The sequence below is a fragment of the Streptomyces geranii genome (genome assembly GCF_002954775.1).
Taxonomy (GTDB): domain Bacteria; phylum Actinomycetota; class Actinomycetes; order Streptomycetales; family Streptomycetaceae; genus Streptomyces; species Streptomyces geranii.
This window is the reverse complement of record NZ_PJME01000021.1, coordinates 140,005-152,501: the sequence shown is the minus strand read 5'-3', so window position 1 is coordinate 152,501 and position 12,497 is coordinate 140,005. Positions and strand designations below refer to the sequence as shown.

The 12,497-nt window shown below is 72.0% G+C and carries 11 protein-coding genes; 7 read left to right on the top strand and 4 right to left on the bottom strand.

The window, feature by feature from the left end; all coding sequences use genetic code 11:
* Positions 1–238 precede the first annotated feature (238 nt).
* Positions 239–988, bottom strand: coding sequence for an SDR family NAD(P)-dependent oxidoreductase (locus CW359_RS26360; RefSeq protein WP_105972613.1), 750 nt, complete (start codon positions 986–988; stop codon positions 239–241).
* 93 nt (positions 989–1,081) lie between these two features.
* Entirely contained in the window at positions 1,082–1,885 is an 804-nt protein-coding gene (locus CW359_RS26355; protein ID WP_105972612.1) for an SDR family NAD(P)-dependent oxidoreductase, read from the bottom strand.
* Positions 1,886–2,100: 215 nt separating this feature from the next.
* On the opposite strand from CW359_RS26355, the gene CW359_RS26350 reads away from it, so the two are divergent.
* The 3 genes from CW359_RS26350 to CW359_RS26340 all read left to right on the top strand — a co-directional run bounded on the left by CW359_RS26350 (position 2,101) and on the right by CW359_RS26340 (position 6,952).
* Positions 2,101–5,355, top strand: a complete 3,255-nt coding sequence (locus CW359_RS26350) for an amidohydrolase family protein (RefSeq protein WP_105972611.1) — start codon at positions 2,101–2,103, stop codon at positions 5,353–5,355.
* Positions 5,356–5,509: 154 nt separating this feature from the next.
* Positions 5,510–6,487 carry an amidohydrolase family protein gene (locus tag CW359_RS26345; RefSeq protein WP_105972610.1) on the top strand — a complete coding sequence of 326 codons (978 nt, stop codon included), beginning with the start codon at positions 5,510–5,512 and terminating at the stop codon, positions 6,485–6,487.
* Positions 6,488–6,496: 9 nt separating this feature from the next.
* Positions 6,497–6,952 (top strand): RpiB/LacA/LacB family sugar-phosphate isomerase, encoded by a 456-nt coding sequence (locus CW359_RS26340; protein ID WP_105972609.1) that lies wholly within the window; start codon positions 6,497–6,499, stop codon positions 6,950–6,952.
* Positions 6,953–7,050: 98 nt separating this feature from the next.
* Here CW359_RS26340 and CW359_RS26335 read toward each other — a convergent pair whose 3' ends face one another.
* Positions 7,051–7,830: a DeoR/GlpR family DNA-binding transcription regulator gene (locus tag CW359_RS26335; protein ID WP_105972608.1), complete on the bottom strand. Its 780-nt coding sequence runs from the start codon at positions 7,828–7,830 to the stop codon at positions 7,051–7,053.
* 150 nt (positions 7,831–7,980) lie between these two features.
* Here CW359_RS26335 and CW359_RS26330 point away from each other — a divergent pair, with 150 nt between their 5' ends.
* The 3 genes from CW359_RS26330 to CW359_RS26320 are packed head-to-tail and all read left to right on the top strand — an operon-like array spanning position 7,981 to position 10,571.
* On the top strand, positions 7,981–8,886 hold the full coding sequence (locus CW359_RS26330; RefSeq protein ID WP_105972607.1) for an SIS domain-containing protein: 906 nt from the start codon (positions 7,981–7,983) through the stop codon (positions 8,884–8,886).
* A 19-nt stretch (positions 8,887–8,905) separates the two neighbouring features.
* Positions 8,906–9,754: a class II fructose-bisphosphate aldolase gene (locus CW359_RS26325; protein ID WP_105972606.1), complete on the top strand. Its 849-nt coding sequence runs from the start codon at positions 8,906–8,908 to the stop codon at positions 9,752–9,754.
* Positions 9,755–9,782: 28 nt separating this feature from the next.
* Positions 9,783–10,571: a helix-turn-helix domain-containing protein gene (locus CW359_RS26320; RefSeq protein WP_105972605.1), complete on the top strand. Its 789-nt coding sequence runs from the start codon at positions 9,783–9,785 to the stop codon at positions 10,569–10,571.
* A 44-nt stretch (positions 10,572–10,615) separates the two neighbouring features.
* Here the strand turns inward: CW359_RS26320 and CW359_RS26315 are convergent, their stop codons facing one another.
* Positions 10,616–11,752: a methyltransferase gene (locus CW359_RS26315; RefSeq protein ID WP_105972604.1), complete on the bottom strand. Its 1,137-nt coding sequence runs from the start codon at positions 11,750–11,752 to the stop codon at positions 10,616–10,618.
* Between the two features lie 88 nt (positions 11,753–11,840).
* Between CW359_RS26315 and CW359_RS26310 the strand changes: the two genes are divergently transcribed.
* Complete coding sequence (locus tag CW359_RS26310; protein ID WP_105972603.1) at positions 11,841–12,482, top strand: alpha-ketoglutarate-dependent dioxygenase AlkB family protein; 642 nt, start codon at positions 11,841–11,843, stop codon at positions 12,480–12,482.
* Positions 12,483–12,497 lie beyond the last annotated feature (15 nt).

The window sequence follows — 12,497 nt, the reverse complement described above, 5'->3', positions numbered from 1 at the left end:
GCCCGCACCCCCAAGCCACGGCCGGCACCACCCAGCCCGTCCGGCGTTTGAGGTCGAGGCCGTCAAGGCCGATCAACCCCCCCCCCCCCCCCCCGCGGCCCCCCCCCCCCCCCCGCCCACCCCCCCCCCCCCCCCGCCCGTCCGGCGCTTGAGGACAAAGCGGGGGTCCGGGGGCGGCAGCCCCCAGGGATGGGACGGGTAGGGGCGGCGGGGGCGAGGAAAAACCCACCCGGCCCCCTCAACGCGCAGTCCACCCCCCATCCACATACAACTCCGACCCAGTCACAAAGCTCGCGTCATCAGACGCAAGAAACGCCACACACCCCGCAACCTCCTCAGGCATTCCCAACCGCCCAAGCGGAGTCCCCTCCACCATCGCCGCCAACCGAGGCGTACCCCGCCACAACTCCCGCGACCGAGGCGTCTCGATGAACCCGGGATGCAAGGAGTTCACCCGAACCCCACGCGTCCCCCAGTGCAGCGCGGCGTTCTTTGTCATCAACCGCACAGCCCCCTTCGCCGCGTGATACGAGAACTGCGAACCGAATCCCCCCACAGTCCCGAAGATCGACGCGACATTGACGATCGAGCCGCCCCCGGACTGCTCGATCGCCGCACCCCCATGCTTCATCCCGAGCCAGACCCCGGTCTGAGTCACCCCGAGCACCCGCTCCCAGGACTCCATGGTCTCGGTCTCGACGGTGTTCATGGCGGCGATACCGGCGTTGTTGACCAGCACGGACAGCCCACCCAGCTCACTGGTCGCGGCGGCGACGACCTCACGCCACGCGGACTCGTCGGACACGTCCAGGGCGAACCCCAGGGCATCGCCCCCGACCTCCTCGGCGAGCTTCGCGCAACGGTCCCCGTCGAGATCGGTCACCACGACGGCCGCACCCTCAGCCGCGAGCCGCCGTACGACGGCATCCCCGATACCCCCCGTGGCGCCGGTCACCAGCGCGGTCCTTCCAGCGAGCCTCGACTGCATCCGCTTCCCTCACTTCTCGACGATCACCGACAAACACTCAGCCCCGCCCCTCAACCCCGCCCACCCCAGCCCCGCCCACCCCAGCCCAACCCCTCAGTCCCGCACCCCCAGCCAAGCCAACGCACCCCCGTCGATCACATAAGACGCCCCCGTGATGAACGCCGCGTCGTCCGACGCCAGGAAGCACGCCAGCTTCGCCACCTCCTCCACCCGCCCGAGCCGCTCCACCAACTGCGGCGCGGTCAACTCCCGTTCCATGGCGTCACGGTCCGCCGCCGCGGCGAAGTACCCCTGGGCGAGCGGAGTGTCGATGACCCCGGGGCAGAAGCAGTTGCAGCGCACAGGGGCCAGATCGACCGCGGTCACCTTGGTCAGATGGATGACACCGGCCTTGGTGACGCCGTAGGCGGGCGCGTTGGGAAAGCCGGTGAGGCCGGAGACGGAGGCGGCGTTCACGATGGCGGGGCCCCGCCGCGAGCGGCGCAGATGCGGTGCGGCGAACTTGGTGGTCAGCCACACCGCCTTGAGGTTGACCTCGTAGACCGCGTCCCAGACCTCCTCGGACAGCGAGTCCACCCCACGCTCCGGCTCCGCCGTGAACGCGGTCTCGATCACCCCCGCGTTGTTGACCAGGACATCGAGCCCGTCGAAGCACTCCGCCGTACGCTCCACCATCTCGTGGACGCTGTCCCGCACCCGGAGGTCGCAGACGATCGCCTCGGCCCGCGCCCCCTCGGCGCGGACCAGCTCCGCGGTCTCCGCAGCGGTCTCCTTGTTCCGGTCGGCGACGGCCACGGCGGACGCGCCCTGCCGGGCCATCTGCACCGCCACCGCCCGCCCGATGCCCTGCCCCGCGCCGGTGACGAGCACGGTCCTGCCACTGAGGGAACCCAGCATGAGTCTGCTCCCGAGTACGCGATGCACATCCTGAACTGAACTCGCTTCATTTACTGCGAGTCTAGATTTGCGGCACAGCGGGGGCAAGGCTCACGTCAGAGTGAAGTTCGGCCGAGAAACACCGGGTGGGGTGCCTCGAAGGGGGCAGTGCCGTTTACCTTCGCCTCACCGATCTCTCCTGTCCGACACGCCAACTCCGCTCACCGGGAGCCACCTTGGACGCCGAAGACACCCCCAGCACCACGGACGACACCCGGCTCGGCCCGCTCTCCCGCCGCAGATTCCTCCAGACGACCGCCACGGCCACGGCATTCGCCGGAGCCGGTATCGGCGTCGGCGCAGGGGCAGGCGTAGGCGTAGGCATCGGCGCACCTGACGCCCTCGCCGCACCCCCTGCAGCCGCGACGACCCTCACCTTCACCGCCGCCACCGGCGGCTCCGCGACCCTCGCCCCCGCCGGTGACCGACTGGTCGCCGAGATCCAGAACGTCCTGTGGTCCGTGCCGCGCGCCGGCGGCACCGCCGTCCCGCTGACCGCGCCCGGCCTCGAACCCACCCGCCCCCAGTTCTCGCCCGACGGCACCCGTCTCGTCGTATGCGCCTACCGCGGTGGCGCCTTCCACCTCTGGACGCTCCGCTCCGACGGCACAGGCCTGCGGCAGCTCACCGACGGTCCCTGGGACGACCGGGGTCCGGCCTGGTCGCCGGACGGCACCCGCGTCGCGTTCGCCTCCGAGCGCGGTGGCGACACCGTGACCGGCGCCCCGTACCGCGTCTGGGTGGTGAACGTGCGCACCGGCGTGCTGACCCGGCTCACCGGGCGCCCCGGCCAGCAGGGGCCCGGGCAGGACACGGCCTGGGAGGACTTCGATCCGACCTGGTCGCCCGACGGCGAGCGGGTGCTGTTCGTGCGCGCGACCGTCCCGGCCCCGGGCACCCTGCGCGCGTCCACCGTCGCGTCCGTGGCCGCCGACGGCTCGGGCCCGGTCGTCACGGAGTACACCGACGCCTCCGGCGCCCAGCTGATGACCCCTGCCGTCTCACCCACCGGACGCCTGGCCCTCCTGCGCACCACGGCCGCCCCCGCCGCCTCCTGCACCCTCGTCGTGGACGGCACACCGATCTCCGTCGAGGGCGACCTGCTCCCGGCACCACCCCGCTGGACGGACGGCGAACGCCTGCTGCTGAACATCGACGGCCGTTTCCGATTGACTGATCCGGACGTTCCGGCTGCCGGCGAACAGATCCCGTTCACGGCCACCCTCCCCGTGACCCGCCCCAAGTACCGAGTAAAGTCATACGACTTCGAGGGCACCGGCACCCGCCCCGTGCGCGCACTCCACCTCCCCGCCCTCTCCCCGGACGGCCGTTCCGTCGCCTTCGCCGCGCTGAACGCGCTGTGGACCGTCGGCACGACGGGCGGGCGGCCACCGCGCAAGGTGCTCCAAGTCCCCGCCACCCGCTATGTGTTGGCGCCCACCTGGACACCCGACGGCACAGCGTTGGTGTACGCCGACGACCGCGACGGCCTGTTCACCGTGCGGCGCCGCGACCTCGACTCGGGCACGGAGACCGTGCTGGCCGGGGGCGGACGCGTCTTCCCCGCCCTCTCGCCCGACGGCACCCGGCTGGCCTGCCTGGACATGTCGGGCAACCTCGTCGTACGCGAACTGCCCGACGGCACCGAACGGATCCTCGCCGCGCCCCTCGGCGCGGGCGGTCTGCCCGGCCGCCCCAGCTGGTCGCCCGACGGCCGGTACGTCGCCTTCTGCGACCGGAACCGGATCAACCAGCGCTTCCGTGAGGGCTTCAACCTCATCCGGGTCGTCGACACCACCACCGGCACCGCCGTCCTGCACGCCCTCGCCCCGCACACCTCGCTCGCCGACCGCTATGACTCCGGGCCCGTCTGGTCCCCGGACGGCCGCTGGATGGCCGTCGTCGCCGAGTCCGCGCTGTGGCTGCTGCCCGTCCGCGCCGACGGCACCCCCGACGGGGAGCCACGCCGGCTCACCACCGAGCCCGCCGACCACCCGTCCTGGTCCGCCGACGCCCGCACCCTCCTCCACCTCTCCGCCGGCACCCTGCGCCTCACCGACATCGCCGACGGCAGCACCCGTACCGTCCGTGTCCCGCTGGACTACCGGCGCCCCCGCCCGGCCGACACGGTCGTCCACGCGGGCCGCTTCTGGGACGGCACCGGGCCGGACGTACGCGAGGACATCGATGTCGTGATCCGCGACGGCCGGATCGCCGAGGTCGCCCCGCACCGGGCCGGCCGCCCCGCCGAACGCCGGATCGACGCGAGCGGGCGCACGGTGCTCCCGGGCCTCTGGGACGCGCACACCCACCCCTGGCAGTCCACCTACGGCGGTCGCCAGACCGCACTGCAACTCGCGTACGGCATCACGACGGCCGTCTCGCTCGGCGGCTTCGCCTACGAACAGGCCCGCCTCCGGGAGGCGGTCGCCGCCGGTGTCCTCGCCGGACCCCGGCTCCTGTCCACCGGCGAACTCCTGGACGGAGGCCGCGTCGCCTACAGCATGGCCCGCGCCCACCGCACCCCCGAGGGCCTGCGCCGCTCGCTGGCCCGGGCGCGGGCGCTGGACTGGGACTTCGTGAAGACGTACGTACGGGCGCCGGGCTGGGTGATGAAGGAGGCCGCCGACTTCGCCCACGACCGGCTCGGGGTGCGCAGTGGAAGTCACCTGTGCAGTCCGGGAGTTCAGCTCGGCCAGGATCTGACGACCCATCTGCAGGCCACCCAGCGACTGGAGTTCGGGCACGCGACCACGGCGACCGGCCGCGCCTACCAGGACCTGGAGGAGATCTACACCCGTACCGACTTCCACCTCATCGCCACCCCGTTCACGGCCCTGCCCCTGCTCGGCGCCGACCCCGCCCTCGCGGACGACCCGCGCGTCACGACGCTCATGCCGCCCTGGGACACCGCACTCGTCCGGCAACAGGCCGGAGTCGCGCCGACCGAAGCACAACTGGCCACACTGGAGCGAGAGTTGGACATCTATCGGCGGATCCTCGCGGCGGGCGGCCTGGTCGCCCTCGGCACGGACCAGCCGCTCGTCCCGGTGGGCCTGCACCTCCACCTCTCCCTGCGCGCACTCCACCGCGCGGGCCTGTCCCCGGCGGAGGCACTGCGCACCGCCACCCTGCTGCCCGCACGCGTCTTCGGCGCCGACGCCGATCTGGGCACCCTGGAGGAGGGCAAGCTCGCCGACCTCACCGTCGTCGACGGCGACCCGTTCACCGACTTCGCCAGTCTCGTCCGTACCGTCGCGGTCCTGCGCGGCGGCATCCCCTTCGAGCAGGCGGACCTCGTCGAAGCTTTCGGCGCCGCCGCCACGCGGCAGCACGACCCGCAGGGTGCTTCGGCCTCACCCGAGTACTGGCTGGAGGTCAGCCACCAGATGCGAAGGGAAGGCTGCTGCGACCCCGGCAGCGGCGGCTGAGCGGCGGAGGGCGGGAGCTTCCCGAGATGTGACGCGGGTGGCAGGTCGCGTATCGTCATTTGTCGGCTGATATCTGCTGATAACAAACATCACGCATCAGGTATCACGCATCACACACGCACCACATCGGCCGAATCCGAGGAGGCTCGGACCTATGGCGGACGATCTTATCCGGACCGGCCCCACCCGCATCGACGTCCATCAGCACCTGATCCCGCCGGAGCGCGCCCGGGCGATGGCCGGGCGCGCGTCCGGCCTCGGCTGGCCCGCTCCCGTGTGGGACGAGGAGAGCGCGCTCGCGATGATGGACCGCCGGTCCATCGCCACCGGCATGCTGTCGTACGCCGCACCCCTCGCCGCCCCCGACGACCCGGCCGGCGCCCGAACGGGGGCGCGCAGCGTCAACGAGTACACGGCCCAACTGGTCGGAAAACGGTCCGACCGCTTCGGCATGTTCGCCGTACTGCCCCTCCCGGACGTCGCCGGCGCGCTCGCCGAGGCCGCCCACGCCCTGGACGAGCTGAACGCCGACGGCGTGATGGTCCTGTCCAACGCCCAGGGCCACTACCTCGGCGACCCGGCCTTCGAGCCCCTGTGGGCCGAGCTGGACCACCGGTCCGCCGTCGTGTTCGTCCACCCCACCGCCCCGCCGGGCCGCCCCGACCCGGAACTGCCGCCCGCCCCGCTGGTCGATTTTCCCTACGACACCAGCCGTACCGCCCTGCATCTGGCGATGCGCGGGGTGCCCCGCCGCTACCCCCGGATGCGGATGATCCTGCCGCACGCGGGCGGCTTCCTGCCGTACGCCGCCCACCGGCTGGCCCTCGCCGGTCACCTCGCCCCCGACACCACCCCCGAGGACATCCTCGCCGACCTGCGCCGCTTCTACTTCGACACCGCCCTCGCGGGCAGCCCCGCGACCCTGCCCTCACTGCTGGCCTTCGCCGACCCCGAACGCATCCTGTTCGGCAGCGACTTCCCGATGCTCCCCGAGGAGTGGAGCACCGGCTTCGACAACGGCCTTGACACGTACGCCGGTTGGGGACCCGGCCAGCTGCACGCGGTCAACCGCGGCAACGCCGAGAAGCTCTTCCCGCGACTCGCGGTGACCGCTCGTTCCACGGCCGGTTAGTCTCGGGGCATGCGGATCTCTGTCTCCTCCGACATGGACGAACCCGTCGCGCGCGCCCTCCTCGGGCAACTGCGCGACCGTGGCCACGAAGTGGTGGCGTACGGGGCACTGCGCCCCGGCGACGATCCGCAGTGGGCCGCCTGCTCGGAGGCTGCGGCCCGCGAGGTCGCCGCCGGGAACGCCGACCAGGCCGTCGTCTGCTGCTGGACCGGTACGGGCGCGTCGATCGCCGCGAACAAGGTGCCCGGAGTACGCGCGGCCCTGTGCACGGACGCCTACGCGGCGGACGGCGCGCGCCGCTGGAACGACGCCAACGTCCTCGCGCTCAGCCTGCGCCTTACCTCGGAACCGCTGCTCAAGGAGATCCTGGACGCCTGGTTCGCCGCCGAGGCGAGCGAGGATACCGAGGACCGGGAGAACGTGGCACGCGTCGAACGGCTCGACGGGAGCAGAACCGCCCCCTGAGCGGATCGCCCCCCTCAGCGGACCGTCCCCCCTGTGCGGATCGCCCAATGAGCCAAGGCGGTTGGGGGAGGGGGCGGTCGGGGGAGTGCCGTACCCGTTCAGACCGTGATGACCCTGACCCCGGCCTCCTCGAACCGCCCCACCATCTCCTCGTCCGCCGCCGTGTCCGTGACCAGTGTGTCCACGGCCTCGACCGCGCAGATCCGGGCGAACGCCCGCTGTCCCAGCTTGCTGGAGTCGGCGGCCACCACCACCCGCCCGGCGCGCTCGCACAGCAGGCGGTTGATCGCGGCCTCCGCCTCGTCGTTCGCCGCGGCCCCGTGCGTGACGTCGAGGGCGACCACACCCAGCACGGCCAGGTCGATGGTGATCTGGCCCAGCACCCCGTCCGCCAGCGGCCCGATGAGTTCGTACGACTGCGGGCGCGCGACCCCGCCCGTCACCACGATCTTGAACTGGGGCCGAACGGCAAGCTCGTTGGCGATGTTCAGCGCGTTCGTGACGATCGTCAGCGCGGGCGAACCGACGGCCAGATCGCCGCGCTCGGCCAACGCGCGCGCCACCTCCGTCGTGGTCGTACCGCCCGTCAGACCCACCGCCTCACCGGGTGCGACCAGGCCCGCGACCGCCCGCGCGATGCGCTGCTTCTCGGAGGCACGCCGGGCGGTCTTGTAGCGCAGCGGCAGCTCGTACGACACCCCGTGCACGACCGCGCCGCCCCTGGTGCGCACGAGCATCTGCTGCTCGGCGAGCTGGTCGAAGTCACGGCGGATCGTCGCGGTCGACACCGCCAGCTCGGCCGCCACCTCCTCGACCTCCAGCCGGCCCCGCTCGACCAGCAGTTCCAGCAGGGACTTCCAGCGGGCGTCCCGGGACATCCGGACTCTCCGTTCCTCGATCTTGGCGATCTTCCGCGACCCTAGCGCACCGAATCCTCACACCCTCCGCGAACGGAATGCTTGATTATGCTCAAAGCATAGCTATATCTTGCAAGAACGAGCATCCGTCGGCTGGCAGAGAGGCACGGCATGACCCATGTCGAGGACGAACTGAACAGCCAGCCCGAGTGCTGGACCCGTGCCGCCGCGGAGGCGGCCGAGCACGCCGACGCGCTGCCCGCCACAGGGGAGCGGGTAGCGATCGTCGGCTGCGGCACCTCGTACTTCATGGCCCAGGCCGTGGCGGCCCTCCGCGAGAGCGCGGGCCAGGGCGAGACGGACGCCTTCGCCGCCTCCGAGTACCCCTACGGCCGCTGGTACGACCGCGTCGTCGCCCTCACCCGGTCCGGCACCACCACCGAGGTGCTCGAACTGCTCGGACGGCTACGGGAGAACCCGCCCACGGGTACGCGAAACCGGCGGACGCGGACGACCGCGATCACCGCCGACCCCCGGACTCCCGTCAGGGAAAGAGCCGATGACCTGGTCGTGCTCGACTATGCGGACGAACGGTCCGTCGTCCAGACGAGGTTCGCCACCACCGCCCTCACCCTCCTCCGCACCCACCTCGGCCTGCACACCGAGTCGGTCGTCGACGACTGCCGTACGGCGCTCGCCACCCCGTTGCCCGAAGGGCTCGTCGAGTGCGCGCAGTTCACCTTCCTCGGCCGGGGCTGGACGGTGGGTCTCGCCAACGAGGCCGGCCTCAAGATGCGCGAGGCGTCCCTGTCCTGGACCGAGGCGTACCCGGCGATGGAGTACCGGCACGGCCCCATCAGCGTCAGCACCCGGGGGACAGCGACCTGGATGTTCGGCGAGGCGCCGGACGGACTGGCCCAACAGGTGCGGGACACCGGGGCGTTGTGGGTGGCCGGCGACCTCGACCCGCTGGCCGAACTCGTCCGCGCGCAGCGCCTGGCGGTCGCGGTGGCGGCGACCCGGGGCCTCGACCCCGACCGCCCACGCCACCTCACCCGCTCGGTGATCCTCACATGAGAGGCCGAAAGGAGGAGACATGCCCCTGGTGACCACCGGTGAACTCATCACGCGGGCCGCTGCCGCCCACTCGGCGGTGGCCGCGTTCAACATCATCACCCTGGAGCATGTCGAGGCCGTCATTGCCGGTGCCGAGCGAGCAGGTTCGCCCGTGGTCCTCCAAGTCAGCGAGAACGCGGCCAGGTTCCGCCACGGACAGCTCCTCCCGTTGGCCCGAGCAGCCGCCACCGCCGCCGAACGCGCCGCCGTACCCGTCGCGTTGCACCTCGACCACGTCCAGAGCGACGACCTGCTGCGCCAGGCACCCGGCGCCGGATTCAGCTCCGTGATGTACGACGCGGCCCGGCTGCCGTACGCCGAGAACCTCGCCGCCACTCGCGCCGCCGCCGACTGGGCACACGCCCAAGGGCTCTGGATCGAGGCCGAGTTGGGACAGGTGGGCGGCAAGGACGGCCGGCCCCCGCTGGACGCCCACGCACCCGGCGCCCGTACCGACCCCGCCGAGGCCCGTGCCTTCGTCGCCGAGTCGGGAGTGGACGCCCTCGCGGTGGCCGTCGGCAGCACGCACGCCATGACCACCCGTACGGCGGCCCTCGACCACGACCTCCTGAAGCGGCTCTCCGCCACCCTGGACGTCCCCCTCGTCCTGCACGGCTCGTCCGGCGTACCGGACGGCGAACTCGTGGCCGCCGTCGCGGGCGGGATCACCAAGGTCAACATCGGTACGGCCCTCAACATCGCCATGACCGGCGCCATCAGGGACTTCCTCGCCGCCCACCCCGAGGCCGTCGACCCGCGAAAGTATCTGGGCGTGGGCCGGGAGGCGATGGCGCGGACGGTGACACGGATCATTGGCGTACTGAGCTGACCGTGACCATCGCTGGTATTTTTTCACCATGCGTGAGACGGAGCTGTACCTCGGGGAGCCGCCGTACGTGGCGAACGCGGGCGTCGGTGTACACGGCGTCGCGAGCCGCACCGACGTCTTCCGGCTGCCGGAGCTGTGGCAGCTGCACCTCTACCAGTACGAGGCCGAGCTGGTCGTCGACGGCACCCCGCACGTCGTCCGCCCCGGCCGCGTCAGCCTCGTACCGCCCGACACCACGGTCCGCTTCCGCTACCAGGGCCGCTCCGAACACCTCTACGCACACCTGCGCATCCCCGCCGCCGGACCCTCGCGCACAGTCCCCGTCGTCCAGGACGCGGGACCCGAACTCCCCACCCTCACCGGCCTGTTGCTCGCCGCGATCGCCGCCGTACCCCGCGCCCCCGAGCACACACGCGCCGAGATCTGGACCGCGCTGTGGCGCATCGCCCACCTCACCCCCGACACCGAACGTCCCGGCCCCGGCCCGCACCCGGCGGTCAGCGCCGCCATCGCCTACATCGAGGGCCAGCTGGCCGCCCCGCTCACCGTGCCGGTCGTCGCCCAGGCGGCAGGCGTCTCGCACAACCACCTGGCCAGGCTCTTCAAGGCGGCGACCGGCGACACCGTGGTCGGCTACATCCGCCGCCGCAGACTCGACCGAGCCCGCCACCTGCTGCGCGCCTCGACCCTCTCCATCCCGGCGGTGGCGGCCTCCGTAGGCATCCCCGACCTCCAGGCCTTCAACAAGGCCTGCCGCCGCGAACTCGGCGCGTCACCACGGGCCCTGCGCGGAGAGCCAGCCGTCACCGCCGCCTGAGGTGGTAAGAATTCACCGCACCACAGGACGAGCGCATCACCCGGCTACTGCTTGACGGCCTTCAGCACCACGAACTTCGCGTCGCTCGCGACGAGCCGACTGTTCCCGAACAGCTTCCGCAGCTTGAGGTGATAGCCGAGATGCCGGTTCCCGATCACCCACAGCTCACCGCCCGGCCGCAGCGCCCGCCGCGCGCCGGTGAACATCCGCCAGGCCGTGGCGTCGGACGTCGCCTGGTGGGTGTGGAAGGGCGGATTGGTCAGCACGAGGTCGACACTCTCGTCCTCGGTCCCGGCCAGCCCGTCCCCGACCCGGAACCCGGCCCGCCCGGCGAGCAGTCCGTTGGCCTCGTACGTGGCCTCCGCCGAGGCGACCGCCTGGAACGACTCGTCGACGAAGAGCAGCTCGGCCTCCGGCGCGGCCAGCGCCACCGCCGTACCGACCACACCGTTCCCGCAGCCCAGGTCCACCACCCGGGCGGCACCCGACGGCTCGGGCAGGTGCTGGAGGAAGAAGCGGGTGCCGATGTCGAGGCGCTCGGCGCAGAAGACGCCCGCGTGGTTGACGACCGGGTGCCCCGAGGCGGAGCCGATGCCGTCGGGCAGCGTGTAGCGGTACGGCCAGGGACTGGCCCCCCGGCTCATCATCGGCCCGACGGTGCTGAAGATCAGCCGGGCCTTCCTCTCCGCGAGGGAGGTCCGGGTCGGGCCGACGATCCGCTCGAACAGCTTCAGCGTCGAGGTGTGGATCTCCTTCACCATGCCGGTGCCGACGACGACCGTGCCCTCGTGCAGCGCGGGCGCCAGCCGCAGCAGCTGGTCCTCAAGCAGCGCCAGGCTCTTCGGCACCCGCAGGAGCAGCACGTCGACCCGCTCGGGCGGAGCGTCCTGGGTGGTGAGCAGCCGTACGGAGTCCTCGTCCACGTCGGCCCGCCGCAGGTTGGCCCGGGTCGCCTCCTGGGCCAGGAACGAGTCGGTGATCTGCGTCGGACGGTGCGCGGCGAGCGCCGTGGTGAGCGCACCCCAGCGGTCGCCGACGACCACGACCGTGCCGGACAGATCGGTCCCGTCCTGCGCGAGATGCCCGAGGAGGTACTCGTCCGCGGCGTCCCAGGCGCGCAGCCGCTCACGCGGATCGGCGGGGAAACGGGTCAGCGTCAGTTCGGCCCAGGGTGTCGTCATCCGGTCGCTCATCGTGGCCCCAGCCTAGGGCCTGTCGGGAGAGCCGCAGCTCACACCCCCATCGACCCCGTCCGGCAGGATGGGAACCATGGACACCGAACTGTTCCCCAGAGCCCGTTCGGAGATCGCGCCGGGCGCGGTGCACATACCGGACTGGCTGGACGCGGAGCGTCAGCGCGAACTGCTGGACGCCTGCCGCGACTGGGCCCGACCACCCGCCGGCCTGCGCACGGTCCGGACCCCCGGCGGCGGCACGATGACCGCCCGGCAGGTCTGCCTCGGCTGGCACTGGTACCCGTACGCCTACGCCCGCACGGCCGTCGACGGCGACGGCGCACCGGTGAAACCGCTCCCCGAGTGGCTGGGCCGGCTCGGCAGAGAAGCGGCCACGGCGGCGGCGTACGACAACGACCCCGACTACGACATCGCGCTGATCAATTTCTACGACGCCGACGCCCGCATGGGCATGCACCGCGACAGCGACGAGAAGTCGGACGCGCCCGTGGTCTCCCTGAGCCTCGGCGACACCTGCGTCTTCCGCTTCGGGAACACGGCGACGCGGAGCAAGCCGTACACGGACGTCGAGCTGCGCAGCGGCGACCTGTTCGTGTTCGGCGGCGCGTCCCGGCTGGCGTACCACGGGGTGCCACGGGTGTACGAGGGCACGGCACCGCCCGAGTTGGGGCTGACGGGCCGGTTGAACATCACGCTGCGGGTCAGTGGCTTCTAGGCTCGCGGTGCGGTC